The 26,059-nt window shown below is 71.2% G+C and carries 23 protein-coding genes and 2 pseudogenes; 16 read left to right on the top strand and 9 right to left on the bottom strand.

Going from position 1 to position 26,059, the window contains the following annotated elements:
• The first annotated feature begins 60 nt into the window (after nt 1-60).
• The 3 genes from ACFV5H_RS22805 to ACFV5H_RS22815 all read left to right on the top strand — a co-directional run bounded on the left by ACFV5H_RS22805 (nt 61) and on the right by ACFV5H_RS22815 (nt 4,866).
• The gene (locus tag ACFV5H_RS22805; RefSeq protein WP_385196980.1) at nt 61-873 is read left to right on the top strand and encodes an SAM-dependent methyltransferase; all 813 of its coding nucleotides are present in this window, start codon (nt 61-63) and stop codon (nt 871-873) included.
• A 46-nt stretch (nt 874-919) separates the two neighbouring features.
• Nucleotides 920-1,663 carry a class I SAM-dependent DNA methyltransferase gene (locus ACFV5H_RS22810; RefSeq protein ID WP_385196982.1) on the top strand — a complete coding sequence of 248 codons (744 nt, stop codon included), beginning with the start codon at nt 920-922 and terminating at the stop codon, nt 1,661-1,663.
• A 191-nt stretch (nt 1,664-1,854) separates the two neighbouring features.
• The gene (locus ACFV5H_RS22815; protein WP_385196985.1) at nt 1,855-4,866 is read left to right on the top strand and encodes a family 16 glycoside hydrolase; all 3,012 of its coding nucleotides are present in this window, start codon (nt 1,855-1,857) and stop codon (nt 4,864-4,866) included.
• Here the strand turns inward: ACFV5H_RS22815 and ACFV5H_RS22820 are convergent.
• The gene (locus ACFV5H_RS22820) at nt 4,863-5,300 is read right to left on the bottom strand and encodes a hypothetical protein (protein ID WP_385196988.1); all 438 of its coding nucleotides are present in this window, start codon (nt 5,298-5,300) and stop codon (nt 4,863-4,865) included. The genes ACFV5H_RS22815 and ACFV5H_RS22820 overlap by 4 nt on opposite strands.
• 162 nt (nt 5,301-5,462) lie before the next feature.
• On the opposite strand from ACFV5H_RS22820, the gene ACFV5H_RS22825 reads away from it, so the two are divergent.
• The 4 genes and pseudogenes from ACFV5H_RS22825 to ACFV5H_RS22840 form a co-directional block, all read left to right on the top strand.
• Nucleotides 5,463-6,071, top strand: coding sequence for a TetR/AcrR family transcriptional regulator (locus tag ACFV5H_RS22825; protein ID WP_385196991.1), 609 nt, complete (start codon nt 5,463-5,465; stop codon nt 6,069-6,071).
• Between the two features lie 118 nt (nt 6,072-6,189).
• Nucleotides 6,190-6,597, top strand: coding sequence for a YciI family protein (locus tag ACFV5H_RS22830; RefSeq protein WP_385196994.1), 408 nt, complete (start codon nt 6,190-6,192; stop codon nt 6,595-6,597).
• Between the two features lie 8 nt (nt 6,598-6,605).
• Nucleotides 6,606-7,751, top strand: coding sequence for an RNA polymerase sigma factor (locus tag ACFV5H_RS22835; RefSeq protein WP_385197038.1), 1,146 nt, complete (start codon nt 6,606-6,608; stop codon nt 7,749-7,751).
• Nucleotides 7,752-7,948: 197 nt separating this feature from the next.
• Nucleotides 7,949-8,226 (top strand): annotated as a pseudogene (locus ACFV5H_RS22840) (hypothetical protein); the annotation flags it as partial.
• Here ACFV5H_RS22840 and ACFV5H_RS22845 read toward each other — a convergent pair.
• Nucleotides 8,217-8,809, bottom strand: a pseudogene (locus ACFV5H_RS22845) (IS200/IS605 family accessory protein TnpB-related protein); the annotation flags it as partial. The pseudogenes ACFV5H_RS22840 and ACFV5H_RS22845 overlap by 10 nt on opposite strands.
• Between ACFV5H_RS22845 and ACFV5H_RS22850 the strand changes: the two are divergent.
• Nucleotides 8,777-9,274, top strand: a complete 498-nt coding sequence (locus ACFV5H_RS22850) for a CocE/NonD family hydrolase C-terminal non-catalytic domain-containing protein (RefSeq protein WP_385196996.1) — start codon at nt 8,777-8,779, stop codon at nt 9,272-9,274. The pseudogene ACFV5H_RS22845 and the gene ACFV5H_RS22850 sit on opposite strands and share 33 nt — an antisense overlap.
• A 31-nt stretch (nt 9,275-9,305) precedes the next feature.
• Nucleotides 9,306-10,103, top strand: a complete 798-nt coding sequence (locus ACFV5H_RS22855; RefSeq protein ID WP_385196999.1) for a VOC family protein — start codon at nt 9,306-9,308, stop codon at nt 10,101-10,103.
• Between the two features lie 24 nt (nt 10,104-10,127).
• On the opposite strand, the gene ACFV5H_RS22860 is transcribed toward ACFV5H_RS22855, so the two are convergent.
• The gene (locus tag ACFV5H_RS22860; RefSeq protein WP_385197001.1) at nt 10,128-10,517 is read right to left on the bottom strand and encodes a RidA family protein; all 390 of its coding nucleotides are present in this window, start codon (nt 10,515-10,517) and stop codon (nt 10,128-10,130) included.
• Between the two features lie 72 nt (nt 10,518-10,589).
• Between ACFV5H_RS22860 and ACFV5H_RS22865 the strand changes: the two genes are divergently transcribed.
• Complete coding sequence (locus ACFV5H_RS22865) at nt 10,590-11,537, top strand: LysR family transcriptional regulator (RefSeq protein ID WP_385197004.1); 948 nt, start codon at nt 10,590-10,592, stop codon at nt 11,535-11,537.
• Here the strand turns inward: ACFV5H_RS22865 and ACFV5H_RS22870 are convergent.
• Complete coding sequence (locus tag ACFV5H_RS22870) at nt 11,488-12,138, bottom strand: phosphoribosyltransferase (protein WP_385197006.1); 651 nt, start codon at nt 12,136-12,138, stop codon at nt 11,488-11,490. The genes ACFV5H_RS22865 and ACFV5H_RS22870 overlap by 50 nt on opposite strands.
• A gap of 88 nt (nt 12,139-12,226) precedes the next feature.
• Here ACFV5H_RS22870 and ACFV5H_RS22875 point away from each other — a divergent pair, with 88 nt between their 5' ends.
• Nucleotides 12,227-12,772: a DUF6596 domain-containing protein gene (locus ACFV5H_RS22875; protein WP_385197008.1), complete on the top strand. Its 546-nt coding sequence runs from the start codon at nt 12,227-12,229 to the stop codon at nt 12,770-12,772.
• Here the strand turns inward: ACFV5H_RS22875 and ACFV5H_RS22880 are convergent.
• Complete coding sequence (locus tag ACFV5H_RS22880; protein WP_385197010.1) at nt 12,690-14,564, bottom strand: ATP-binding cassette domain-containing protein; 1,875 nt, start codon at nt 14,562-14,564, stop codon at nt 12,690-12,692. The two genes, ACFV5H_RS22875 and ACFV5H_RS22880, sit on opposite strands and share 83 nt — an antisense overlap.
• Nucleotides 14,565-14,696: 132 nt before the next feature.
• Nucleotides 14,697-15,605: an SMP-30/gluconolactonase/LRE family protein gene (locus tag ACFV5H_RS22885; protein ID WP_385197012.1), complete on the bottom strand. Its 909-nt coding sequence runs from the start codon at nt 15,603-15,605 to the stop codon at nt 14,697-14,699.
• Between the two features lie 85 nt (nt 15,606-15,690).
• Here ACFV5H_RS22885 and ACFV5H_RS22890 point away from each other — a divergent pair, with 85 nt between their 5' ends.
• Entirely contained in the window at nt 15,691-16,161 is a 471-nt protein-coding gene (locus ACFV5H_RS22890) for an Lrp/AsnC family transcriptional regulator (protein ID WP_385197041.1), read from the top strand.
• On the opposite strand, the gene ACFV5H_RS22895 is transcribed toward ACFV5H_RS22890, so the two are convergent.
• Nucleotides 16,145-16,384 (bottom strand): hypothetical protein, encoded by a 240-nt coding sequence (locus tag ACFV5H_RS22895; protein ID WP_385197014.1) that lies wholly within the window; start codon nt 16,382-16,384, stop codon nt 16,145-16,147. The genes ACFV5H_RS22890 and ACFV5H_RS22895 overlap by 17 nt on opposite strands.
• A 444-nt stretch (nt 16,385-16,828) precedes the next feature.
• On the opposite strand from ACFV5H_RS22895, the gene ACFV5H_RS22900 reads away from it, so the two are divergent.
• Nucleotides 16,829-17,266, top strand: coding sequence for a nuclear transport factor 2 family protein (locus ACFV5H_RS22900; RefSeq protein ID WP_385197017.1), 438 nt, complete (start codon nt 16,829-16,831; stop codon nt 17,264-17,266).
• A gap of 28 nt (nt 17,267-17,294) precedes the next feature.
• On the opposite strand, the gene ligA is transcribed toward ACFV5H_RS22900, so the two are convergent.
• Nucleotides 17,295-19,367: an NAD-dependent DNA ligase LigA gene (gene ligA / locus ACFV5H_RS22905; protein WP_385197019.1), complete on the bottom strand. Its 2,073-nt coding sequence runs from the start codon at nt 19,365-19,367 to the stop codon at nt 17,295-17,297.
• Between the two features lie 117 nt (nt 19,368-19,484).
• Here ligA and ACFV5H_RS22910 point away from each other — a divergent pair, with 117 nt between their 5' ends.
• Nucleotides 19,485-20,057, top strand: a complete 573-nt coding sequence (locus ACFV5H_RS22910) for a TetR/AcrR family transcriptional regulator (protein WP_385197021.1) — start codon at nt 19,485-19,487, stop codon at nt 20,055-20,057.
• 46 nt (nt 20,058-20,103) lie between these two features.
• A complete protein-coding gene (locus ACFV5H_RS22915) occupies nt 20,104-21,285 on the top strand; it encodes a GDSL-type esterase/lipase family protein (protein WP_385197023.1) in 1,182 nt (393 codons plus the stop codon).
• A 1-nt stretch (nt 21,286) separates the two neighbouring features.
• Here ACFV5H_RS22915 and ACFV5H_RS22920 read toward each other — a convergent pair whose 3' ends face one another.
• Nucleotides 21,287-22,381: a glycoside hydrolase family 43 protein gene (locus tag ACFV5H_RS22920; protein ID WP_385197025.1), complete on the bottom strand. Its 1,095-nt coding sequence runs from the start codon at nt 22,379-22,381 to the stop codon at nt 21,287-21,289.
• 305 nt (nt 22,382-22,686) lie between these two features.
• Between ACFV5H_RS22920 and ACFV5H_RS22925 the strand changes: the two genes are divergently transcribed.
• The gene (locus ACFV5H_RS22925; RefSeq protein WP_385197027.1) at nt 22,687-25,962 is read left to right on the top strand and encodes a LamG-like jellyroll fold domain-containing protein; all 3,276 of its coding nucleotides are present in this window, start codon (nt 22,687-22,689) and stop codon (nt 25,960-25,962) included.
• The last annotated feature ends 97 nt before the right edge of the window (nt 25,963-26,059 follow it).

A 26,059-nucleotide genomic window follows, 5' to 3' on the forward strand; every position in this document is an offset into this window, starting at 1 on the left:
TGTGGGACCGTAGATTATGCGTTGGCCAGAACAGCCCCCGAACGACTACGGACGGTACTCATGACCGACCCTGCCGCAGCGCCCGGATCAGCGCAGCAGAAGATCGACACCTCGGTGCCGCACTCGGCCCGGATCTGGAACTACTGGCTGGGCGGGAAGGACAACTACCCCGTCGACGAGAAGGCGGGCGACGCCTACACCGCCGTCTTCCCCGGGATCGGCACCATCGCCCGCAGCAGCCGTGCCTTCCTGCGCCGCAACATCACCTACCTGGCCGGCGAGGTGGGCATCCGGCAGTTCCTGGACATCGGGACCGGACTGCCGACGGCCGACAACACCCACCAGGTCGCCCAGCGGATCGCCCCCGAGTCCCGGATCGTCTACGTCGACAACGACCCGATGGTCCTGGCCCACGCCCGCGCCCTGCTCTACTCCACCCCCCAGGGGGCGACCGCGTACGTGGACGCCGACCTCCTGGAACCCGACCGCATCCTGGAGGTCGCCGCCGAGACGCTGGACCTCGAGCGGCCCACGGCCCTCATCCTCAGCAACATCCTGGGCCACATCGCCGACTACGACCAGGCGCGTTCCATCGTCACCCGGCTGATGGCCGCCCTGCCCTCCGGCAGCTACCTCTCCGTCAACGACGGCTCGCGCGGCATCGACCCCGTCTTCGAGCAGGCCCAGGACGCCTACAACGAGAGCGGTGCCGTCCCCTACAACCTGCGCACCATCGATCAGATCGCGGCGTACTTCGAGGGTCTGGACCTCGTCGAGCCCGGCGTCGTCTCCGTCCCGCTCTGGCGCCCGGACAGCGACACCCCCGCCCCGGAGCCCATCGGCGAGCACGGCGGTCTCGCCCGCAAGCCCTGACGTAATTCGCTGGACAACTCCCGCGCCGACGGCGAGCGTTGGTGCAATGGAGCAGAAGGACATCTGGGACGCCGATACCGCCCGGCGCTATGACACGCCCGGCACCGGCATGTTCGCGCCCGAGGTTCTGGACCCGGCCGTGGACCGCCTCGCCCGGCTCGCCGAGGGCGGGGCGGCGCTCGAGTTCGCCGTCGGCACGGGCCGGGTGGCCGTTCCGCTCGCCGGGCGCGGAGTGCCCGTCACCGGCATCGAGTTGTCCCCGCCGATGGTGGAGCAACTGCGCACCAAGGCCGACGAGACGACGATCCCCGTGATCATCGGTGACATGGCGACCACGGCCGCCCCCGGTGAGTACACCCTGGTCTACCTCGTCTTCAACACCATCTCCAATCTGCTCACCCAGGCCGAGCAGGTCGAGTGCTTCCGCAACGCCGCCCGCCACCTCGGCCCCGGCGGGCGGTTCGTGATCGAACTCTGGGTCCCCGAACTGCGCAAACTCCCACCGGGCCAGACGGCCACGGTCTGGCATTCCGAGTCCGGGTACATCGGCCTGGACACCTACGACGTCCTGCGCCAGCACGTCGTGTCGCACCACTTCCACTTCGGCGACAGCCGGCAGGCGGAGCTGTTCCGCAGTCCGCACCGCTACATCTGGCCGGCCGAACTCGACCTCATGGCCCGACTGGCCGGTTTCGAGCTGGAGTCCAGGCACGCGGACTGGGACGGCGCCGCGTTCACCGCCGAGTCGCGCTCCCACGTCTCCGTCTACCGCCTCCCGCCCTCCCGGTAACAGCACGCCGGCTCCACAGCGCACCCGTTACATCGATGAATGCTGCCCACCGGAAGGACTTTGAACTCATCGATGACAAAGTCTGGACGGGTTGAGCAGAAGTCTCCTAGCGTGTCGGCCGCAACCGTTGGCGTTTCGCCCATTCGGCACCGGAGTCATCCGGCCCTCCGGTCGACCCAGCAGGAGGAAGCATGGACGCACGGCTGTACCGGCGCGCCCGAAGACGCTTGACAGGGTTACTCGTTGGTGCGTTCCTCGCGGGCGGGATCTACGGATCCCCCCTGGCGGCCGCCCGGCCGGGCGCCGCACTCCAGGCCGACGTGCCGCCCCAGGAGCCCGGCGTCACCCTGCGCGTCTTCGACGTCCAGGTCCCGCTCGAGAAGATCTGCACACTCAAGCCCGGACAGACCCCCAACGTCGACAAACTGATGCCGACCGTTGACTGGAGCACGACCGGCGACTTCGGCGGGTTCGGCGACAACTTCGTCACCCAGGTCACCGGCAACATCCATGTGCCGGCCGACGGTTCGTACACCTTCCGGCTCTCCAGCGACGACGGCTCACGGCTGCTGGTCGACGACCGGCTGGTCATCGACCACGACGGGCTGCACGGTGCCGAGCCCAAGGACGGCGCCGTCCAACTGACCGAGGGCATGCACGCGTTGCGCATCGACCACTTCGAGCGCGGCGGTGATCAGGTGCTCAACCTGGCCTGGCGGCCGCCGGGCGCGAGCGACTTCGCGACCGTGCCGAACGCGGCCCTGAGCACCGACGCCGGCGTGGTCCGCGTCACCGCACCGGGCCGCAAGGAGTGCGAGGGCGTCAGGGACTCGCCGGGCGACGGCCTCCCGCTCAACTCGGTGCGCCCCGACCACACCCTCACCGACCTGCGCCCCGAGGGCTTCCAGCCGCAGGTCACCGGCATGGACTGGCTGCCCGACGGCCGTCTGGTGGTGAGCACCTGGGGCGGCACCGACAACACCGCCGGCGAGGTCTACGTCATGGACGAGGTCACCGGCACCACCGGCCCGGACCAGGTGAAGGCCACGAAGATCGCCGAGGGCCTCAAGGAGCCGATGGGCCTCAAGGTCGTCGACGGCACCATCTTCGTCTCCCAGAAGCACGAGCTGACGGAGCTGGGCGACAGCGACGGCGACGGCGTCATGGACGAGTTCAAGACGATCGCCACCTGGCCCTACGGCGGCAACTTCCACGAGTTCGCCTTCGGGCTGCTGTACCGCAAGGGCTACTTCTATCTGAACCTGTCCGTCGCCATCAACTACGGCGGCGCCACCACGGACCCGCAGCCCGCACCCGGCCGCGGCGCCACCGTCAAGGTCGACAAGAAGACCGGCGAGGTCAGTTACATCGCCGGCGGTCTGCGCACCCCGAACGGCATCGGCTGGGGCCCCGGCGGTGACATCTTCGCCACCGACAACCAGGGCGGCTGGCTCCCCTCGTCGAAGCTGGTCCACATCGAGCAGGACCGCTTCTTCAACCACTACACCAACCCCGCGGGCCCCTTCGACTCCGAGCCGGTGACCCAGCCGGTGCTCTGGCTCCCGCAGAACGAGATCGCCAACTCGCCCAGCACACCGCTCTACCTGACCAAGGGCAGGTTCAAGGGGCAGATGCTGTTCGGTGACGTCACCTACGGCGGTCTCCAGCGGGCCTACCTGGAGAAGGTCAAGGGCCAGTACCAGGGCGCGGTCTTCCGCTTCACCCAGGGCCTCGAAGCCGGAGTCAACCGGATCACCATGGGCCCCGACGGCGCGATCTACGCGGGCGGTCTGGGGGCGGACGGCAACTGGGGCCAGGAGGGCAAGCTCAGGTACGGCCTCCAGAAGCTGACGCCGAACGGCGGCAACACCTTCGACATCCAGGCCATGCGGGTGAAGAAGGGCGGCTTCGAGCTGGAGTACACCCAGCCGCTGTCGCAGGAGACCGCTGACAACCTTGTCAGCCACTACGAGGCCGAGCAGTGGCGCTACACCCCGACGCGCGACTACGGCGGTCCCAAGATCGCCGAGGAGACCCTCGAGGTGACGTCGGCCAAGCTGTCGCGCGACCGCAAGAAGGTGACGCTGGCCGTCGAGGGACTCAAGCCGGGCCGCGTCGTGCACATCCGCTCCCCGCGCCCGTTCAGCTCGGCGTCGGGCGAGACCCTGTGGAGCACGGAGGCCTGGTACACCCTCAACGCCATGCCGGGCAAGCAGCCCGAACAGGGCCCGCTGTACGAGGCCGAGGAGGCGGCCCTCACCGGCGCGGCCGGCATCAACACCGACCACCGGGGCTACTCCGGCAGCGGTTTCGTCGACCGGTACGGCACCCAGGGCGCCACGACGACCTTCGACGTCGAGGTGGACAGGAGCGGAACGTACGACCTGGGGCTGCGCTACTCCAACGGCCCGAACCCCTTCCAGGGCACCAAGTCCCTCTCCCTGTACGTCAACGGCAAGAAGGTGAAGCAGACCGGGTTCCGCAGCACCGGTGACTGGGACACCTGGTCGACACAGACCGAGGCACTGAAGCTGCGCGCCGGGCACAACAGCGTCGCCTACCGTTACGACGAGGGCGACACCGGCCATGTCAACCTCGACCTCCTCAGCGTCGACCGGCACGGCAGGCCGGTCGGCCTGTTCGACGGTGACGGCCTCGACCGGTGGCAGCACACCGACGGGCGCCCGGTCCAGTGGCCCGTCACCGACGGCGCGACGGAGGTCTGCTGCGGGGACATCCGCACCAAGAACAGCTACGACGACTTCAAGCTGCACGTGGAGTACTGGCTGCCCCAGCTGCCCCCGGACGTGACGGGCCAGGACCGCGCCAACAGCGGCGTCTACCTCCAGGACCGTTACGAGCTCCAGATCCTGGACTCCTACGGCGACACCACACTCGACACCGATGAAGCGGGAGCGATCTATCTGAAGAAGGCCCCCGACGTGAACGCCGCCAAGGCCCCGGAGACCTGGCAGTCGTACGACATCGTCTTCCACGCGGCGCGCTACGACGCCGAGGGCGGGAAGACGGCCGACGCCCGCGTCACCGTGGTCTGGAACGGCAAGAAGATCCACGACGACGTGACCGTCGACAGCCCGACGGGTGGCGGAATCGCCGAGGGCCCCGCAGCCGGAGCCATCCGGCTGCAGGACCACGGCAACAAGGTCCGTTACCGCAACATCCGTATCGAGCCGCTGAGTTAGGACGCGGCGGCCGGGTCCGGTGTCCTGTCGTCCGGCGCGGACGGCAGGACACCGGACGCCTCGTCCGCCGAGGAGTGACGGGCGCGGATCCCGGTCATGCCGAAGGCGGTCAGGGCCGCGGCGGCGGCCGCCGCCACCCCGTACACCAGGTAGGCCGTGCCGAAGCCACTGCCCAGGGCATCCAGGGCGAGACCGTGCGCCGCCGATCCGGGGGTGCCGGGCGGCAGGCTGTTCACCGCGATCGGCCCGCCCGCCCGGGCGATCCCGCCCGCCGCGGCGGCCTCACCGGGCGTCAGGCCCGCACCCGTCAGGTTCGCCGTGAACGCCGCCCCCGCGCCGCTGAGGGAGACCACGACGGCGCCGCCAAGCTCGTCCCCGAGTGCACCTACCCGCTCACCGGGGCCGCCTGCGTCCACCGCGTCTACACCGACCACGGCGTCTTCGCCCCCGGCCCCGACGGGGTCCGCGTCCTGGAGACGTACGGCATCACGGCCGCCCGGCTGCGGGAGCGACTCGCCGTCGACCTGCTCCTCTGAAGGCTTTACGGTACGTAAGGTGAGCGTTCGCCGTGCCGGGGCGGCGTGAGGATCTCCGGCATGGCGAACCTTCGTGAGGCGCAGAAGCAGATGACCCGACGCCTGCTGCTGGAGTCGGGACTCGAGCTGTTCAAGACGAAGGGGTACGCCGCCACCACGGTCGACGACATCGCGACCGCCGCGGGCACCACACGCGTGACCTTCTACGCGTACTTCCCCTCCCGCAGCGAACTGATGAAGGCGCTCATCGACGAGCGGCTCAACGAGGCGCTGCAGCGCGTCCGTTCTCCCGAGCACGGCTCCACGGCGCGGGACCTCGTCGCCACCGTCGCCGAGGGGACACCGGACGCGATCACGGCGTGGCTGCGGCGGACCGCCGACATCTGGCCGGCCATCCGGCCGATCATCCGCAGCGGCCGCGATGCCGCGGTGATCGACCCGGAACTCACCGACCTGGTCGAGCGCTGGCTGGAGGAGGCCGTCGGCGACATCGAGGACGGGCTGACGGAGGCCGGACGGTTCGAGCCCCACCAGCGCCGCTTCCGGGGCGTACTCGCCATGTCCCAGCTCGACTACGTCGCCCAGCACTGGCACCGTACCGACTGGAAGCTCACCCGCGACCAGATGCTCGACGAACTCGGCGCGAGCTGGGTGCGGCTGCTGACCTGACGGGACCCGGCACAAGGGCCCGGAAAAAATTCCGGCACAGATGTCGAGAACCCGCGTCCGGCTCCGTCCCCGGAGTGAACGCGACCACAATGGCCGCACCGGAACCGAGGAGCACACCATGGCCAAGTACCTGCTGCTGAAGCACTACCGAGGCGCTCCCGCCGCGGTCAACGACGTTCCCATGGACCGGTGGACGCCCGAGGAGATCTCGGCCCACATCCAGTACATGAACGACTTCGCGGCCCGGCTGGAGAAGACCGGGGAGTTCGTCGACGGTCAGGCGCTCGCCCCCGAGGGCACATGGGTCCGGTACGACGGGGAGGGGCGCCCGCCGGTCACCGACGGCCCGTTCGCCGAGACCAAGGACCTCATCGCCGGCTGGATGGTGATCGACGTCGACAGCCACGAGCGCGCCGTCGAGCTGGCCGGGGAACTGTCGGCCGCCCCCGGGGCGGGCGGGAAGCCGATCCACGAGTGGCTGGAGCTGCGCCCGTTCTACGGCGTGCCGCCCACCATCACGGAGTGACCCCACCCGTGGACGAGGCCCTGCTCCGCGGCCTCACCCCGAGCGTCCTCGCCGTCCTGGTCCGCCGCGGAGCCGACTTCGCGGCGGCCGAGGACGCCGTACAGGACGCGCTGGTCGAGGCGATCCGCGTCTGGCCCGCCGGCATGCCGCGGGACCCCAAGGGCTGGCTGATCACCACGGCCTGGCGCAAGTTCCTCGACGCGACCCGCGCGGACGCCGCCCGCCGCCGGCGTGAGGACCGTGTCGACGAGGAACCGGCACCCGGGCCCGCACCCGCCGCGGACGACACGCTCCGGCTCTACTTCCTGTGCGCCCACCCGTCGCTGACGCCGTCCTCCGCGGTCGCGCTCACCCTGCGCGCCGTCGGCGGACTCACCACCCGCCAGATCGCCCGCGCCTATCTGGTGCCCGAGGCGACCATGGCGCAGCGAATCAGCCGGGCCAAGCGCACCGTGTCCGGTGTGCGGTTCGACCGGCCCGGCGACGTCGCCACCGTGCTGCGCGTCCTCTACCTGGTCTTCAACGAGGGCTACTCGGGGGACGTCGACCTCGCCGCCGAGGCCATCCGGCTCACCCGGCAGCTCGCGGCCGCCGTCGACCACCCCGAGGCGGCGGGGCTGCTCGCCCTCATGCTGCTCCACCACGCCCGGCGCGCCGCCCGCACCGCGCCCGACGGCAGCCTGGTGCCGCTCGCGGAGCAGGACCGCGGCCGCTGGGACACCGTGGCGATCACCGAAGGCATCGGGATCCTGCAGGCGGCCCTCGCCCGCGACCGGCTGGGCGAGTTCCAGGCCCAGGCCGCCATCGCCGCCCTCCACGCCGACGCGCCCGCCGCCGGGGAGACCGACTGGGTGCAGATCGTCGAGTGGTACGACGAACTCACGCGCCTGACCGACAGCCCGGTCGTCCGGCTCAACCGCGCGGTCGCCGTCGGCGAGGCCGACGGGCCGCGCGCCGGGCTGGCGGCGCTCGCGGAGCTGGACGCCTCCCTGCCGCGCCACACCGCGGTGGCGGCGTACCTCCACGAGCGCGACGGCGACCCGGCGACGGCGGCACGGCTGTACGCCGAGGCGGCCCACAAGGCACCCGACCTCGCCGAGCGCGACCACCTGACACGCCAGGCCGCCCGGCTCAACGCCCGTCGGGCCCGCTGACGCGTCAGGGGCCGGCCTTGCATGCGCCAAGTGGATAGTTCCTACAAGCTCGCCTGAGGGACGTGCATGTTCAGTTACTCGACCACTCGTTCAATCTTTTTTGCCGTTCACTTCATTGACGTCATGTAAAGCAAATGGCTGGTCCCGCTGCAGCCACAGGGTGCCGAGCACCCCTGTCCCGCACACGTGAGGCAGGCATGAGCGGCAGGAGCAACACCGTGAACACCGTTCTGGGGCCCGGTGCTGGCCGAGGAGCCGGGCGTCGTCTCGGTCCACGAGGCGCTGCTGTCGATGGGGCCCGGGCGCGGAGTACGCCTTCGACGTCACCATCGACCGCGCCGAGATCTTCGGGACCCTCGCCGCGAAGCTGAAGGACTTCCGCGTCCACGGCGGCACCCTCGCCGCCGCCGTCGCAGCGAGGGCGTACGACGACGGCTTCGACCGGATCACGCACCAGATCCTCTCCTACCGTTCCTGGTCAGTGAGCAGGAGTGGGTCCTGGACCCATTGCTGCTCACTGCGGACATCCCGAACGGTGTCGGGTGTCCTGGTCGCCCGCGTTCGCTCCGTTTCCGGCGGCACGGATCGTGTCCGTGGTCCGGGAACGCGGGGGCGGGGTCCCTCGCGCCCGGGAGCCTCCGGTCCGGCCCAGGCGGTCCGATGCCCGTGCACATCGCTCCGGTGCGCACGGGGCGGTGCCGTCCGACGCCGGAGGGGATGCCCCTGGGCGCGTCGTCCGATCGCGATGCCGGCCGTATCGTGACGGGTGGTGGTGCGGGTGGTGCTGGTCAGGGGCTTCTGCCAGTGCTGGGGGCCCCAGGTGGAGGTGTAGGCGGGGTCGACGGCGATGACTGTGATGCCGGTGGCGTCGGCCATGGAGGTCAGGCGGGTGCGGAGCCGGCCGGTGGGCAGGCCGGAGACCAGGTGCCGGAACCGCTTCTTGCGGCCGTGTTTCTCGCGGGTCTTCTCGGCGTGAAGTCGAGGTCCTCGACAGCGATCGCCCTGACGCCGCAGGTCCTCGCCCAGTGCAACAGCCGGGCCAGGGCGCGGCGCACCTCTTCGCTCAGATCGACCAGCCCGACACCAACTTCATCCTGCGCCTGTGGGACGAGGCGCCGGGCGGCAGGCGGCAGCTCGTCACGACCGCCTACCTCAAGGCCTCGCACCGCGAACTCGACGAGGAACGCACCACCGAGGGCGACCCCCACCACCCGCACACCCGCGCGGTGCCGGTCGAGCCGGGGAGGATCGAGGAGTACGTGCTGCGCGTCTACCCGTTCGCGGCGACGTTCCTGCCCGGCCACAGACTGGTCGTGGAGCTCTCCAACGACGAGCCGCTCGCCGACGCGCACAACGCGCTGCTGCCGCCGGACGCCTTCCACCTGCCGGTCGGCCGCCCCGTCACCCACAAGATCTACCGGGACGCCGCGCACCCCTCCCGGCTCGTGCTGCCGTTCACGAAGCGCGAGGGGGCGGAGAAGGAGCAGCCGAAGGGCGAGTGTCAGTGCCCGGTGGCACGCTGAGGCCAAAGGGATTCAGCGAAAGGACATCGCGGTGATCACCACTGACTTCGCCCCCGGCTCCCCCTGCATGCTCGACCTCGGGTCCCCCGACGTCCGGGCCGCCGCGGCCTTCTACGGCGCGGTCCTCGGCTGGGACTACGAGCCCATGGGGGACGGGGAGGACATGGAAGGCGGGATGTTCCGCAAGGACGGCAAGATGGTCGCCGGGCTCGGCAAGCTCACCGAGGAGGGCGCCCGCCCGGCCTGGATGATCTACTACACCGTCGCCGACGCGGACGCCACCACCCAGGCGGTGGAGCGCGCCGGCGGCACCGTGCGGGTGCCCCCGATGGACCTCGAACAATGGGGCCGGATGGCACAGTACAGCGACCCGCTGGGCGGCCAGTTCGCCGTCTGGCAGCCGGGGGAGAGCAAGGGCGTCGACCTGGTGGACCGGCCGGGCTCGCTGTCCTGGACCGAGCTGTACACCAGCGACGCGGCGGCCGCCAAGGAGTTCTACGGCGGTGTCCTCGGCTGGCGGTTCAGCGACATGGAGATGCCGGGCGGGGAGGGCACCTACACCATGATCACCCCGGCCGGACTGCCCGAGGAGCGGATGCACGGCGGCCTCATGGAGGTCCGCAAGGAGGACCTCGCCCCGGCGGGCGGGCGGCCGTACTGGCACCCGGTCTTCAACGTCACCGACTGCGACGCCGCGGTGGCCGAGGTCACCGGGAACGGCGGAAGCGTGCAGATGGGACCGGAGGACGCGGAGGGCGTCGGCCGCCTGGCCGTCTGCCTCGACCCCTTCGGCGCGGACTTCGTCGTGCTCACCCCGGCCGAGAGCTGAACGCCGGGGACGCCGGGCCGGCCGTCACCGGGCCGACCGCTGCGCGTACACCTCGATCTCGATCTTCATACGCGGATCGGCCAGACCGCACACGAGCATCGTCGCGGCCGGCCTGACGTCGCCGAAACAGCGGCGCAGGACCGGCCAGCAGGGCTCGAAGTCGTCCCGGTCGGGCAGGATGTAGCGCACCCGCACCACGTCGGCGAAGGTGCACCCCGCCTCGGTCAGCGCGGCCCCGATGTTGCGCAGACACTGCTCGGCCTGCTCCACCACGTCGTCGGAGATCGTCATGGTGGTGTAGTCGAAACCGGTCGTCCCGGACACATGCACCCAGTCGCCGTGGACCACGGCGCGGGCATAGCCGATCTGCTCCTCGAACGTCGAGCCGCTGAGGACCGCACGTCGCTCTGTCATACGCGGGACGCTATGTGACCAGCACCGATACGTCTAATACCGGGAGAGGCATGACTTGATATCTCTGGGCGTATGACGCGTCCCGAGCTTCGCCCCGAGCTCCCGCTGCCGCAGCTGCACGCCTTCGTCGTACTCGCCGAGGAACTGCACTTCGGCCGCGCGGCCACCCGGCTGGGCATCGCCCAGCCACCGCTGAGCCAGCAGATCCGCCGCCTGGAGGAGAAGGTCGGGCATCCGCTGTTCCACCGGGAACCGGGGCGCGTCACCCTCACCCCGGCCGGCCGCGAACTGCTCCCCGCCGTACGACGGGCCCTGGCCGACCTCACGGACGGGCTGTCCGCCGCCCGCGCCGCCGGAAGCGGACGGGCGGGCCGCCTGCGGATCGGCTTCGCCGCCTCCCTCGCCCTGACCGGCCTGCTGCGCACCTTCCGGCAGCGGTTCCCCGACGTGCACCTGGACATCCATGAGATGACCACCGCGCCCCAGACCGCCGCCCTGCGCGAGGGGACCATCGACATCGGCCTGCTGCGCGAACCCCCCGACGGGGAGACGGAGATCGGCTTCCGGACCATCCTGACCGAGCCGTTCGTCGCGGTCCTGCCGGCGGCCCACCCGCTCGCCGCCCGACGCACCGTGCGTCTCGATCAGTTGGCGGACTCGCCGTTCGTGCTCCTGCCCCGCGACGTCGGCCCGCGGCTCCACGACCGGATCACCGGCCTGTGCGCCGAGGCGGGCTTCACACCCCGGATCGCCCAGCACGCGGTGGAATGGCAGACCGTGTGCGCCCTGGTCGAGACCGGTCTCGGTGTCTCCCTGGCCCCGGCGAGCATCCGGCGCATCCGCCTCAAGGGCGTCGCCTTCCGCGCCGTCTCCCCCGGCACCGCCCGCACCCACGTCGCCGTCGCCTGGCGGAGAAACGATCCGAACCCGCTGGTCGCGAACCTGCTGGCCACCGTCGGCCGAGAGATGCCTAGGCCGGGTGCAGTTCCCGCAGAGCGTCCAGTACCTCCTGGTCGGTGACCTGGTGGAAGTCCTCGTACCACTCGCCGACCGACCGCAGCCGCTGCGGCTGGTACAGGGAGACCACGTCGTCGGCCTCGTCCCGCAGCGCCGAGGCGGTCTCGTGACCGCACACCGGCACCGCCAGCGTCAGCCGCAGCGGACCGCCGCGCCGAAGGTGCCGCAGCGCCGCGCGGGCGGTGACCCCCGTGACCAGTCCGTCGTCCACGACCACGATGCTGTGACCGCTGATGTCAAGGGCGGGACGCCCGCCCCGGTAGACACCCTCCCGCCGGTGCAGCTCGACCCGCGCCCGGGCCACCTCGGCGCCGAGCCTGTCCTCCGAGAGGTCCATGGCCCTCAGCCCCGTACGGTCGAAGACCGGGGGATCGTCACCGGCGATCGCCCCGACACCCACCCCGGGGGTTCCGGGAACCCCGACCTTGCGGACCACCAGGACGTCCAGGGGCACCTGCATCGCCCGGGCGATCTCCGCCCCGACCGGAACGCCACCGCGCGGCAGCGCCAGCACGGTCACATTCGCGAGATCACCGCTGCTCGCCCACTCCAGCATCCTGACGGCCAGCTCCTGTCCGGCATGCGCACGGCTCTGGAATCGCACGGCTCGCTCCCTTCCTCGGCCACCCGTGCCGGGTAACCGCCATCGCCCCGCCACTCACCTGCGGGCGTCACGACAAAGTGCGAGGCGGATGCCGGAGTCCGCCCGGCTGTTCCGACCCACCGGTGAGAGGCGCCCGCACCGGGCGGGCCGGGCGGCGGAAGGTGGCCGGACCGCCGGCGCCGATGCTGCTCACCGACGCCCGACGCCTGACGCCCGGCGCCCGGCACGCAGCCGTCCCGACGGCGCGCTGGTCCCGCTCACCGAACAGGACCGGAGCCGCTGGAGCCGGGAGTACATCGCCGAGGGTGTCGCCCTCGGCACGGACGCGCCGGCCCCCCGCACCGCCCGGCCCGTACCAGCTCCGGGGAGCGATCGCCGCGGTGCACGACGAGGCGGAGCGGGCGGAGGACACCGACCGGCCGCGGATCCTGGCGCTCCACCGGCTGCTCGAACGCATGGCGCCCACCCGTCCCATGGTGACGCTCGACCACGCGGTCGCGCCGGCCATGGTGGAGGAACCGCGGGCGGGCTGGAGCTGCTGGAGACCTTTTTCAGCGGTCCTGGGACAGGTGCAGGAGGTCGGCGAAGGTACCGGCGGCGTGGACCAGGTCGTCGTAGGTGCCCTGTTCGGTGATCCGGCCCCGCTCCATGACGACGATGTGGTCGGCGATCCTCGTGTTCTCCAGGCGGTGTGTGACGACGATGGTGATGCGGTCGCCGGAGATCGCCTTGATCCTCTCGAAGATGCCGTGTTCGCCGCGCGGGTCCATCTGGGAGGTGGGCTCGTCCAGGATCAGCAGGGGCGGGCGGCGGTACAGGGCCCTGGAGCAGGCCAGACGCTGCCACTGGCCGCCGGAGAGTTCGGCACCGCCGAAGATCTCACGGGCCAGCAGGGTGTCCAGGCGGGCGGGCAGGTCCTCGACGGCCTCCCGCATCCCGACCGCGTCCACGGCCTCCCACACCTCCTGGTCGTCGAGGCTCCTCGGCTGGCCCAGCGTCACGTTCTCCCGCACCCGCAGCGGCCACTGGGCGAAGATCTGCGGCACCAGGCCGGTGCGGTCCCACACCGTGGCCGGATCGGCGTGGGCGAGGTCGGTGCCGTCCCAGGTGACCCGGCCCTTGTCCGCGAGGTAGATGCCGGTGATCAACCGGGTCAGGGTGCTCTTGCCGGAGCCGTTCACGCCGACGACGGCGAGGATCTCCCCCCGCCGCAGGGTCAGCGAGACACCGTCGACGGCGGGCTTGTCCTTGCCGGGGTACCGGTACGTGACCTCGTCCAGCCGGATCTCCTCCAGCGGGGCCCGGACGGCCTCCGGGCCCCGCTGGGGCGCCCGCGCGGCGGCGTCGTCGAAGAACGCCTGCATGTCGCTGAGGTACAGGCTGGTGTGGAACACCGCGGCGCCGTTGACGACGACCTGGGACAGCGCCGCCAGGGTCGTCTGGACCGCGACGACGGCCGTGGCGGCGACGGCCGGCGCGATCCGCCCGGTGACGGCCAGCCAGGCGAGCACCCCCCAGGTGGCGGCCAGGAACGCCCCACTGGCGACGGAGGACGCCAGCGCGATGCGCAGGGTGCGGGGAGCGGCGGCCAGGGACCGCCGGTCGACCCGCTCCGACAGGGCGCGGTACCAGTACAGGAGGTAGTCGGTCATGCCGTTGGCGCGGACCTCGTCCGCGTACTTCGGCGTGGTCGCCCACCAGCGGGTCATCCCGCGTACGTTGCGGTCCGCGACGTTCGCGTAGTGGATCTCGTAGTCGACGCGCGCGGTGAGGACGGCCCCTACGCCGGCCGGGGCCACGGCCAGCAGGAGCAGCGGCAGCATCAGGGGGTTGAGCACGGACAGGACGCCGCCGGCCGTGATCATCCTGATCAGCGCGGCCATGAAGCGCTGGGCGTCCATGACCATCACATGCGTGCGCATTACACCCATTTCGGCGGCTTCCTGGCGGTCGGAGAAGCCGTCCGTCGCGTACGCCTCGGCCTCCACCCGGCAGACGGCCTCGACCAGCGCCGAGTCGGTCTCCGTGGTCAGCCGGGGTGTGATCCGCCGTTCGGCGTACATGGCCAGGGCCTCCGACGCGCGGGTGACGGCGCTCGCCACCGCGACGACGACGAGCGCCGGAAGCGCCTCGCGCAGGCGGTCCGCGACCGTTCCCGCACCGAGGAGCGGGCCCATCGCCCGGGCCGTGGCCGCCAGCAGCACCGCCGCCGACACGCCCGTGACCAGCTGACAGGCGAGGAGCAGGACCACGGCCCGACGGTCGGTCCGCCACGCCATGGCGGTGATCCGACGCAGCACGGAGGGGAGTTGGGAGCACAGGGAGCGGAAGCCGACCTGGCCGAGCGGGTTGACGGAGTAATGGCCGGAGTAGGTGATCTCGGCGGGCGGCGGGGGCGGGACGGACCGCGCGGTCTGGTGAGTCAACGGCACTTCTCCCTGCCTGGTCGACGGCGTGAAGGCGACGCACGGAACTCAACGAGACGGGGAGCGGTATCGAAAACAGTCGTTTCGGACGAAGAGTGCGGACCCGGTGGCCGAAAACCTCGCGCGGTCCGTTCAGAGGCGCGGAGCCCCGGTCACCGACATCACCAGGGAGTACAGGGAGGTGGTGGCGGTGATGAACAGGCGGTTGTTCCGCGGTCCGCCGAAGGCGATGTTGGAGACGGGCTCGGGCACGCGCAGCTTCCCGATGAGGGTGCCGTCGGGGTCGTAGCAGTGCACGCCGTCGTCGAGGGCGGCGGCCCACAGGCGGCCCTCGTCGTCGAAGCGGATGTTGTCGAAGCGGACGTCGCCCCGGCCCTCGGCGAAGACCTCGCCGCCGGAGAGGGTGCCGTCCTCGCGGATGCCGTACGCGCGGATCCGGGCGGCGCGGGAGTCGGAGACGTACAGCCGGCTCTCGTCGGGGGACAGGACGACCCCGTTGGGTCCCTCGAACCCGTCCGCGGCGAGGTGGACGTCCCCCGACAGCGGGTCGATCCGGTACACGTTGCACGCGCCGATCTCCGACTCGGCGCGATGGCCCTCGTAGTCGCTGGTGATGCCGAAGTCCGGGTCGGAGAACCAGATCGTGCCGTCGGAGCGCACGACGGAGTCGTTCGGGCTGTTGAGCCGCTTGCCGTCGTACCGGTCGGCGAGGACGGTCACGGTGCCGTCCGGTTCGGTGCGGGTCACACGGCGGTTGCCCTGCTCGCAGGTGACCAGGCGGCCCTGCCGGTCGACGGTGTTGCCGTTGCTGTGACCGGCCGGGGTGCGGAAGACGCCGACCGTGCCGGTGGCCTCGTCCCAGCGCAGGATGCGGTCGTTCGGGATGTCGCTCCAGACCAGCTGGCGCCAGGCGGGCAGATACAGCGGGCCCTCGGCCCAGCGGCAGCCGTCGTACAGGACCTCGAGCCTGCTGTCGCCGTTCGCGCAGCGTCCGGTACGGAAGCGGTCGTCCAGGATCTCGTACGGGCCGTTGGTGGGCATGGCGTCCCCTCGTGGAGAGTGATCAGGATCTGATGCAACGTAACACGCTTATCGCTGAATCAGGTACGGTCATCACATGAGACAACTGGATGACATCGACCGCCGGTTGATCGCGCTGCTCCAGCGGGACGCGACACAGCCGTACGCCGCCCTGGGCGCGGCGGTCGGTCTGTCGGCGGGCGCGGCGCACGAGCGCGTGCGCAAGCTGCGCGAGCAGGGCGTCATCCGGGCCACGACCGTCGACGTCGACCCCGCGGCACTCGGCCGCGGGGTCCTCGCCTTCGTGCTGGTCGACTCCACGGCGTGGATGGGGGACAGGGCCGAGGACTTCGCCGCCGTACCGGAGATCCAGGAGGCGCACGTCATCGCGGGCAGCGCCTCCGTCCTGGTGAAGGTGCGCACCGCCACCACCGAGCGCCTGCAGGACGTGCTGCGCCGCCTGTACGCGATCGACGGGGTCAGCGGGACACAGGCGACGGTGGTCCTGGAGACCTTCTTCGAACGTCCGCCGGACACCGGTGAGGACCGCGGCGGCCCGGTCAGCCGGCCGTCCTGACGGGCGTGCTGCTCCGGCCGGTGAGCCCGGCGTCGAGCGTCGCCTGCGCCACCCGCATGCCCTCCGCGTACACGGGGTCCCGGACGACGGTGTCGCCGACCCGGATCTCACCGTGCCCGATCGCCCCGTCCTCGGTCGCCACCCGCCCGAGCTCCTCGCCGTCGAACGCCTGGGCGACGAAGTCGAGGAACGCCCCGGTGCCGTCGGTCACCACCCAGGGCACGACGCCGGTGTGGCCCCCGGCGCGGCACCCGTCCGCTCGGCCGTCACAGTCTCCCTCCGTCGGTGTCGGTCACCCACGACGGCAGGCGGCAAGCAGGCCGGATCCTGACCTCGACGGCCGGGCACGCCCGTTGTCCGAGGCGGTCCGTACGCTCGTCGGCGTACCGCACCGAACCCGGGAGGACGACGACGGGTGTCACCGCGCAGGACGCGATCGAGGCGCCACCGGAACCGTCGGCCGTCGGGTCGTCGCCCGACTCCTCGCCCGAGGCCGGCCGCACGGTCCTCGACACAGGGCGCCGCGGGCACGGCACAACCCCGTGGAAGGCATGGGCCGGGCATGACGTCCGAGGTAATCGACCCGCTCCTTCCTCCTCCGGCAGGATCGAACACATCCACGGAGACCCCGCGCCGGGCTCCTGGCCGCAGCCGAGAGGAGAGCGTCATGTCCATCGACTCCACTGTCACCGACGAGAGTTCCGCCGAGGTCACCCGGGCCGTCGTGGGGGAGTTCCTCGCCGCCCGGTCGGCCGGGGACACCGGGCGGCTGGCCGCGGTCTTCGCCGACGAGGTCGACTGGCTGCTCGCCGACAACCCCGCCGTCCCGTGGATCCGCCCGCGGTCCACCGCCGCCGAATGCGCGGCCCAGTTCACGGAGTTGATGGAACACACCGTGCCCGAGGACGCGCGCGCCTCCGTCGACACCTTCCTCGTCGACGGGAAGGACGCGGTCCTGACGGGACATCTGTCGGGGACGGTACGGGCGACGGGGCGGTCCTTCCAGGGCCCGTTCGCCCTGCGCCTCACCGTGGAGGGCGGCCGGATCACCCGGCACCACCTCTACGAGAACAGCCTGTCCATCGCCGAGGCCTGCGCCCCCTGACGGGCGGGCGCGGGCCCCGGTGGCCGGCTCAGTCGAGGAGTTCGGCGACCAGGGCGGCGAACTCCTCCGGGGTGGCGAGGCGGATGCCGAGCTGTTCGGCCTTCGCACGCTTGGAGCCCGCGCCCTCGCCCGCGACCACGAGGGCGGTCTTCCTGGAGACGCTGGAGGAGGAGCGTCCGCCGGCCCGTTCGACGAGTTCGTTCATCTCGTTGCGGGAGAGCTTCTCCAGCTTCCCGGTCATCGCGCCGGTGACCACCACCGTCATCCCCGCCAGCGGACCGCCCTCGGCCGGGGCGTCGTCCTCGGCACCGGCGGGCGGCGGCGGAGTGGCGCCGGGCTCCGTCATGTTGACACCGGCGGCGGCCAGCTTGTCGATGAGCGGCGCCAGTTCGGCGAGCTCCGCGACGATCGACGGGGCCTTCTCCGCCCCGATGCCGTCGACCCGCTGCATGGCGTCGGCGTCGGCCGCGCGGATGTGGTCCATGGTGGCGAAGTAGCGGGCGATACGCCGTGACATGGATCTCCCCGTGCCCCGCACGCCCAGCGCGCACAGCACCCGCGACAGCGGCTGCGCCTTGGCCTTGGCGAGTGCGGCGAGCAGGTTGTCGGTGCTGGTCTCGCCCATCCGCTCCAGGGCGAGCAACTGCTCGCGCCGCAGGGTGAACAGATCGGCGAGATCGGCCACCAGGCCCGCCTCGACGAGCTGCACCACGCGGGTGGCGCCCAGACCCTCGATGTCGAGCTGGTCGCGGCCCGCGGCGTAGGCGAGGGAAGCGACCAGGTGGCAGTTGCGGCCCTGCGCGCACCGCCAGCGTTCCTCGCCGGTGTCGATGTCCGAACCGCAGCGCGGACACTGCGCGGGGAACTCGATCGGCCGTTCCTCACCCGTCCGCAGATGGGCCACCGGCGCCTCGATGCGGGGGATGACGTCGCCGGCCCGGTGCACCATGACGTGGTCGCCCAGGCGCAGGTCGCGGCGGGTGATGTCGGCCGGGTTGTGCAGGGTGGCGTAGGTGATGGTGGAGCCGTCGATGACGACCGGTTCGAGGACGCCGCGCGGCGCGATGATGCCCGTACGGCCGACGTTCCACTCCACCTCCAGCAGCCGGGTGATCTTCTCCACGGCCGGCAGCTTGTAGGCGATCGCCCAGCGCGGCGCGCGGGAGCCGGACCCCGCGGCCCGCTGGTCCTCGGCGAGGTCGGCCTTGATGACGATCCCGTCGATGCCGAACGGCAGCTCGGCGCGGACCGCGGCGATCTCCTTCACCCGGTCCAGGACCTCCTCGGCGGTCTCGGCGACGGTGTCCGGGACGGCGGTCCGGGCGCTGGTGTGCACCCCGAGATCGCCGGCCAGCGCCATCAGTTCGCTGTGCGCGAGCTCGTTCAGCTTCTCGGCGAGGACGGAGTCGGTGTCGGGCAGCGGCAGCAGACCGTAGCCGAAGAACGTCATCGGAACCGTGTAGACGCGCTCCTTCGCCCGCAGGGTGCCCGCCGCCGCGTTGCGCGGGTTGGCGAACGGCTGCCCGCCGTGACCGGTGCGCACCTCGTTGGCGTGCTCGAACTGGGCGGCCGTCATGAGGACTTCGCCGCGCACCTCCACGGTGACCGGCTCGTCCAGCTTCTCGGGCAGCCCCTCGACGGTGCCGATCGCGTGCGAGACGTCCTCCCCGGCCGTCCCGTCCCCGCGGGTGATCAGCCGGGTGAGCCGGCCGCCGCTGTACCGGGCGGCGATCGCGAGCCCGTCCAGCTTCGGACCCACACTGAAGCGCGTCGCCTCACGTCCGGTACGGCGGGACAGGGAGGCCGTCCAGGCGGTGAACTCCTCCGCGGAGAACACGTTGTCGAGGCTGAGCATCGGCACCGTGTGCGGCACGTCGCCCTCCACCGCCCCGCCGGCGACCTTCCCGGTGGGGGAGTCGGGGAGTATCCCGTCGGGATGCTCCGCCTCCCAGTCGGCGATCCCCCGTACCAGCCGGTCGTAGGTGTCGTCGTCCAGCGGCGAGGTACCGCCCTCGTAGTAGGCGGCGGCCGCACGTACGGCGTCCTCGACCGCCTGCGCGTAGGCGGCGGCATCCACGATCACTGCTGCAGGTGTTGTCATGCGTCGCATCTTGCCTCCCCCCACTGACAACGGGGCCCGACGGACATCACACCCGGCCCGTTTGCCTAAAGCTATTAGGTAGATACATACTTGTTTTAGGCGATGAGGAGGATAGTTATGGCAGCGCGTGCAGGACTGACGGCGGAACGCCTCACCAGGGCGGGGGCGGAGCTCGCCGACGAGGTCGGCTTCGACCAGGTGACCGTCTCCGAACTCGCCCGGCGCTTCGACGTCAAGGTGGCGAGCCTGTACTCCCACGTGAGGAACTCCCAGGACCTCAAGACGCGGATCGCGCTGCTCGCCCTGGAGGAACTCGCCGACCGTGCCGCCGACGCCCTGGCCGGACGGGCCGGCAAGGACGCCCTGACCGCCCTGGCGAACGTCTACCGCGACTACGCCCGGGAGCACCCCGGCCGCTATGCGGCGGCCCAGTTCCGGCTCGGCCCGGAAGCGGCCGCCGGCAGCGCGGGAGTCCGGCACGCCCAGATGACCCGGGCCCTCCTGCGCGGCTACGACCTGACGGAACCGGACCAGACCCACGCGGTCCGCCTGCTGGGCAGCGTCTTCCACGGCTACGTCGGCATCGAGATGGGCGGAGGGTTCAGCCACAGCGCCCCCGACACACAGGAGACCTGGTCACGCGTCCTCGACGCGCTCGACGCCCTCCTGCGCAACTGGCCCGCGCCCTGACCGCGACTCCAGGCCCTCGAACCGCACCGACCCACGGACGGAGACCATGCCCTCCACCTCGTACACCACCCCCATCACCGCGGACCTCGTACGCGGCGCCCTCGACCTGGAGCCCACGGCGAACGGGGTCCTGCCCCACCGCCTGCCCGCCCGGGCCCGCGCCCAGAACACCGACGGACAGCTCGCCATGGCCGAGTCCCAGCCCTCCGGCGTACGACTGGTCCTCCGCACCCGGGCGACCGCGGTCGAACTCGACACGCTGCCCACCAAGCGGGTCCACACCGGTGCCCCGCCCCGCCCGGACGGCCTGTACGACCTGCTCGTCGACGGACGCCCGGCCGGCCGGGCGACCGCGACCGGCGGCAACACCCTGACCATCGACATGAGCACCGGAGCGGTCGAACACGGCACCGGCCCCACCGCCACCCTCCGCTTCACCGGCCTGCCCGCGCGCGACAAGACCGTCGAGATCTGGCTGCCGCACAACGAGACCACCGAACTCGTCGCCCTGCGCACCGACGCCCCCGTCGAGCCCGCACCGGCCTCCGGCCGCAGGACCTGGCTGCACCACGGCAGCTCCATCAGCCACGGCTCCGACGCGGCGAGCCCCACCACGACCTGGCCCGCGCTCGCCGCGGCCGAGGGCGGCGTGGAACTGGTCAACCTGGGCTTCGGCGGCAGCGCCCTGCTCGACCCGTTCGTCGCCCGGACCATACGTGACACGCCCGCCGACCTGATCAGCGTCAAGCTCGGCATCAACCTGGTCAACACCGACCTGATGCGGCTGCGCGCCTTCGCCCCGGCCGTCCACGGCTTCCTCGACACCATCCGCGAGGGCCACCCCACCGCGCCGCTGCTGGTCGTCTCGCCGATCCTGTGCCCCATCCACGAGGACACGCCCGGCCCCACCGCCTACGACTTCAGCCGTCTCGGTGAGGGGCGGCTTCTGTTCACCGCCGCGGGTGATCCCGCGGAGCGGGCCGAGGGCAAGCTGACGCTCGACGTCATCCGCGACGAGCTGAAGCGCATCGTGACGCGACGCGCGGCCGACGACCCGAACGTGCACTACCTCGACGGCCGTGACCTCTACGGCGAGGCGGACCACTCCGAACTGCCGCTGCCCGACCGGCTCCACCCCGACGCGGCCACCCACCGCCGCATCGGCGCACGCTTCGCCGCCCACGCCTTCGCGGCCGAAGGCGGCCCGTTCACGCGGGCCGAGGGCTGACCTACTCGAAGAACCTGAGGCTCCAGCCGGTGTCCGTGTTCGGCCCGGGGACGTCGGCGCGGCTGTAGGCGGTGTCGCCCCACCAGCAGAACGTGCCCGTGTACCAGTAGCGGTTCTCCCACGTGTACGGCGTGCCCTTCGGCACCGCGTGGAACATCAGCGGGAACCGCGGCCCGGCGGGCGGGCTGGTGCCGATGTCGCCGTCGAGCAGGACGAAGCTGTGGTGGCCGGGGCCGTCGACGTGCAGCGTCGGGTCCCAGCCGGCCATCATCGTGGCCCGGTCGGAGCCGAACAGACAGCCGTTGGACTTGTACCAGTCCCACACGTACGTCGGGTCGCCGCCGGCCCGCAGCCGCAGGTCGGCCAGGCAGTACCGGTCGCTCCAGCTGCCGTTGGCGGAGTAGGTGATGTGCAGCTGCCCGTTCGGGTCCTTGACGGGCTCCGGTCCCTCGTTGACGAACGGGTTGCCGACCACCCGCTCCCAGCTCTCCCGGGGCTGCGAGATGATGTGCCGCGCACCGGTCGGCGTGGTCGGACCGCTCATCCGGGCGATGTACAGATTCTGCTCGACGTCGGTGTCCCCGGCCCAGCCGGACCAGACGAACCAGCGCTGGCCGTTGAACGTGAACAGGGTCCCGTCGATGGCCCACTTGTCGTCCGGCAGGGCCAGTTTCGTCTCGGCGGAGTAGCCGCTGTCGGGACTGGCGGAGCTGATCACGTACATCCGGTGGGCCGCTCCGCGCCCGGCCGTGAAGTAGATGTGGTAGCGGCCGCCGTCCCGCACGATCTCCGGGGCCCAGACCTCACCGCGACCGCGCGTGTCCGACCACACCTGCCGCGGGGTCGCCGAGTCCAGGGCCGTCGTGGAGGACGCCTGCCGTACGACGATGCCTCCGCCGGCCGACTGCACGGAGATGTACGTGCCACCGACCCGGAGCACGCTCGGATCCGCGGCGCGCAGCCCGGTCCGGTCCGCCCGGGCGGGCCCGGCGGACGTCAGGGTCAGCGCGGCGGCGAGAACGCCGGACAGCGCGAAGCCGAGGGCGCCGGCCAGACGGCGGGAGAGTCTCTTCGTCCCGTGGGGAAACCCGGCCATCGTGTCCCGTCACCTCCACGCCGAGGTTTACATCGATGAAATCCGCTCCCACAGGATGGTGACCGGCGGCGGGCATGTCAAGAGAGCCATGAGGGCCCGGTTGCCGCCGGGTGAACCGCCATCACACCGCGACGATCCGCGCGCTGACGGGGCATCAGCTGTGTGCGAAGCCTGGACAGTCGCCGGGCGGCGTGTTGTCATTCCGCTGCACGCCGGATTTCCAACGTTGGAATGAAGGAACGGCCGAGCCGACGGCCACCTCTGTTTCGTCCTGGTCCCATGCCCTCTGCGCGAGGAAAGGTTCGATGACAAGACAACTCACCCGCCCGAGATCCAGATCGTGGGCGCTGCTGACCGTGACCGCCCTGGCCCTGTCCACGGGTGCCCTGGCGCCCGCCGCGTCGGCCGCCGTGCCGATCGCCGGAGTGTCCGCCGGCTCGACCGCCGCCGACGCCGATGTCGTGGTGCACGGCCTGAAGGGCGAGTACTTCAGCATGTCGGCACCGGGCGCCCGGGACTTCGCCGAACTCGGCGGCACCCTGCTGGAGCCGCAGATCAACTTCTCCGGACTGACCGGCACCTTCGAGGAGCTGACCGGGCGGACGGAGCACACCACCGCCCGCTGGACCGGGCAGATCGAGGCACCGGAGACCGGTGAATACACCTTCCACGCCATCGGCGACAACGGTTTCCGGCTGTTCATCGACGACGAGCCCGTCATCGACCACTGGGTGGGCGACTGGGACAAGGAGCAGACCAGCGCGGCGGTCAGACTGACCGCCGGCGAGAAGCACGACTTCCGTATGGAGATGTTCCAGGACGTCGGCGGCGCCAACATGTTCCTGCGCTGGTCGACGCCGACGATGCCCAAGCAGCTCGTGCCGACGACGGCGTTCACCCCGCCCGCCGGCTTCGAGGTCTTCCCGGTGGAACCGACCGTTACCGAGGACGGGCGGCAACTGCGCGCCCGGTTCGAGGACCCGGTGGGCGGCCTCGCCGAGGTGGCCGGACACCTCAAGATCGAAGCCGACACGACCGCCATGCCGGTCAAGTCGGTGACGGCCGCCCCCGGCGACCCCGACTCCCTCCTGATCACGCTCTCCGAGCCGATCCAGAAGAACCAGCAGGTCCGTTTCACCTACGACGGCGAGGGCGGCCTCACGGCCGGCGGCAGGACCGTGCCCCGGATCGTCCGTTACGCCACGAACACGTCCACCCACCGCATCACCACCCCGTGGGGCGACAAGGTCGACACGAAGAACCCGCTGCCGGAGTACCCCCGCCCGCAGCAGGTCCGCTCGAAGTGGAAGAACCTCAACGGACCCTGGCAGTTCAGTGGCGCCGAGGCCGGTGAGCAGCCGGTCTTCGGCAAGGACCTGGACGAGAAGATCATCGTGCCGTTCCCGGTCGAGTCGCAGCTCTCCGGGCTCGAGCGGCACGAGGACCACATGTTCTACCGCAAGCTCGTGGACGTGCCGAAGAGCTGGAAGGTCGGCAGAAGCGGCAAGGACAACCGGCTCAAGCTCAACTTCGGTGCCGTCGACTACCGGGCCACCGTCTACGTCAACGGCAAGAAGGTCGCCGAACACACCGGCGGCTACAACGCCTTCAGCGCCGACATCACCGACGCGATCAAGGGCCGGGGCAAGCAGGAGATCGTCGTCGCGGTCACCGACACCGGCGGTGCCGACCAGCCGATGGGCAAGCAGTCCACCAACCCCGGCGGCATCTTCTACACCCAGTCGTCCGGCATCTGGCAGACCGTCTGGATGGAGCCCGTCGCCGACACCTCCATCGACAACGTCGTCACCACGCCCGACATCGACACCGGAACCCTCGCGGTGACCGTCGAGTCCGAGGACGCCTCCCGGCACGCCCGGGTCGAGGCCGTGGCCCGCGACGCCCGCGGCAAGGTCGTCGGCCGGGTCAGCGGACCGGCCAACAGCAAGCTGGACCTGCGCGTGGCCGGGCAGCACCTGTGGAGCCCGGACGACCCCTACCTCTACGACCTCGACATCAAGCTGAAGGACGGCAGGTCCACCGACGAGGTCGGCAGCTACTTCGGCATGCGCGAGATCGGCATCGAGGAGGTCGGCGGCTACCCGAAGCTGGTCCTCAACGGCAAGCCGGTCTTCTCCCTCGCCACCCTCGACCAGGGCTTCTGGCCCGACGGCCTCTACACCGCGCCCAGCGACGACGCCCTGGCGTTCGACCTGAAGGCCCACAAGGAGCTCGGCTTCAACGCCGTCCGCAAGCACATCAAGGTGGAGTCGCCCCGCTGGTTCTACCACGCGGACAAGCTCGGTCTGCTGGTCTGGCAGGACTTCGTCTCCGGCAACCTCACCAACGCCACCGGACAGAAGGCCTTCGTCGACCAGGGCCGCGAGATGATGCGCCAGCACCACAACTCGCCCTCCGTCATCGGCTGGATCGTCTTCAACGAGGGCTGGGGCGAGTGGAACCGTGAGGAGAGCGGCCGTATCGCGGAGTCGGTGAAGGCCGCCGACCCGTCCCGGATCGTCAACGCCCACAGCGGTGTCAACTGCTGCAACTCCAAGGGCGACTCGGGCAAGGGCGACATCATCGACCACCACGACTACAACAACGACGACGCGCCCTTCCCGGACCACCGGGCGGCTATGGACGGCGAGCACGGCGGCTTCACGCTGCGCACCCCGGGCCACATGTGGCCGGGCACGCCGACCGTGATCTACAGCGGTGTCAACGACAAGGAGGCACTGACCCGCAAGTACGTGGAGAACACCGAGAAGTTCTACCTCGACCAGGCCGGCGCCGAACTCTCCGGCTCGGTGTACACGCAGATCACCGACCTGGAGAACGAACTCAACGGCCTCTACACCTACGACCGCCGGGAGATCAAGGTCGACCCGGCCAGGGTCCGCGAGATCAACCGCAAGGTCATCGCGGCCGGCGCCGCGGCGGGCGACCGTGAGCCGCTGAAGGGCGGCGGCTCCTGGTCCCTCGACGAGGGCACCGGCACCACCGCGAAGGACGACGGCCCGAACGGCAAGCCGCTCACGCTGAGCGAGGGAACCACCTGGACCACCGGGGTCAGCGGCAGCGCGCTGAAGTTCGACGGCCGGGGACAGTACGCCCGGACCGAAGGCCCGGTGCTCGACACCACCGGCAGCTACACGGTCTCCGCCTGGGTCAGCCTCGACTCCCTGCCCGGCAACTACGCCACCGCCGTCAGCCAGGACGGACGGCGCCAGGCCAGCCCCTTCTACCTGCAGTACGGCCAGGGCGCGTTCGCCTTCAGCACGCCCGACGGACAGCGCGCACGGCTGGAGACCACACCGGAGACCGGCCGCTGGTACCACCTCGTCGGCGTACGTGACGACGCCACCGACCAGATCAGGCTCTACGTCGACGGCGAGCTCGCGTCGACCGCGACCGCCGGCCCCGCCTACGTCGCCACCGGTCCCCTCGCCGTGGGCCGCGCCCAGTGGAACGGCGAGAACACCGACTTCTGGGACGGCGCGGTGGACCAGGTCCACGCCTACGACAAGGCGCTCACCGCCGAGGAGGTGAGCGCGCTCCACAACGGGGAGAAGCAGTAGCCCTGTTGACGGCGGGGTGGGGGGGGGGGGGGCGCGCGGGGCGCCCCCACCCCCCCCACACAGGCGGCCGGGGGCGCCGGGGGCGCCGCCCCCCCCC

This window comes from Streptomyces sp. NPDC059787, from assembly GCF_042732315.1.
Taxonomy (GTDB): domain Bacteria; phylum Actinomycetota; class Actinomycetes; order Streptomycetales; family Streptomycetaceae; genus Streptomyces; species Streptomyces atrovirens.

Excerpts from the sequence above, each read along its gene's own strand:
- ACFV5H_RS22805 (WP_385196980.1), top strand. The coding sequence starts at position 61 with ATGACCGACCCTGCCGCAGCGCCCGGATCAGCGCAGCAGAAGATCGAC.
- ACFV5H_RS22810 (WP_385196982.1), top strand. The coding sequence starts at position 920 with ATGGAGCAGAAGGACATCTGGGACGCCGATACCGCCCGGCGCTATGAC.
- ACFV5H_RS22815 (WP_385196985.1), top strand. The coding sequence starts at position 1,855 with ATGGACGCACGGCTGTACCGGCGCGCCCGAAGACGCTTGACAGGGTTA.
- ACFV5H_RS22825 (WP_385196991.1), top strand. The coding sequence starts at position 5,463 with ATGGCGAACCTTCGTGAGGCGCAGAAGCAGATGACCCGACGCCTGCTG.
- ACFV5H_RS22830 (WP_385196994.1), top strand. The coding sequence starts at position 6,190 with ATGGCCAAGTACCTGCTGCTGAAGCACTACCGAGGCGCTCCCGCCGCG.
- ACFV5H_RS22860 (WP_385197001.1), bottom strand. The coding sequence starts at position 10,517 with ATGACAGAGCGACGTGCGGTCCTCAGCGGCTCGACGTTCGAGGAGCAG.
- ACFV5H_RS22865 (WP_385197004.1), top strand. The coding sequence starts at position 10,590 with ATGACGCGTCCCGAGCTTCGCCCCGAGCTCCCGCTGCCGCAGCTGCAC.
- ACFV5H_RS22875 (WP_385197008.1), top strand. The coding sequence starts at position 12,227 with ATGCCGGAGTCCGCCCGGCTGTTCCGACCCACCGGTGAGAGGCGCCCG.
- ACFV5H_RS22885 (WP_385197012.1), bottom strand. The coding sequence starts at position 15,605 with ATGCCCACCAACGGCCCGTACGAGATCCTGGACGACCGCTTCCGTACC.
- ACFV5H_RS22900 (WP_385197017.1), top strand. The coding sequence starts at position 16,829 with ATGTCCATCGACTCCACTGTCACCGACGAGAGTTCCGCCGAGGTCACC.
- ligA (WP_385197019.1), bottom strand. The coding sequence starts at position 19,367 with ATGACAACACCTGCAGCAGTGATCGTGGATGCCGCCGCCTACGCGCAG.
- ACFV5H_RS22910 (WP_385197021.1), top strand. The coding sequence starts at position 19,485 with ATGGCAGCGCGTGCAGGACTGACGGCGGAACGCCTCACCAGGGCGGGG.
- ACFV5H_RS22915 (WP_385197023.1), top strand. The coding sequence starts at position 20,104 with ATGCCCTCCACCTCGTACACCACCCCCATCACCGCGGACCTCGTACGC.
- ACFV5H_RS22920 (WP_385197025.1), bottom strand. The coding sequence starts at position 22,381 with ATGGCCGGGTTTCCCCACGGGACGAAGAGACTCTCCCGCCGTCTGGCC.
- ACFV5H_RS22925 (WP_385197027.1), top strand. The coding sequence starts at position 22,687 with ATGACAAGACAACTCACCCGCCCGAGATCCAGATCGTGGGCGCTGCTG.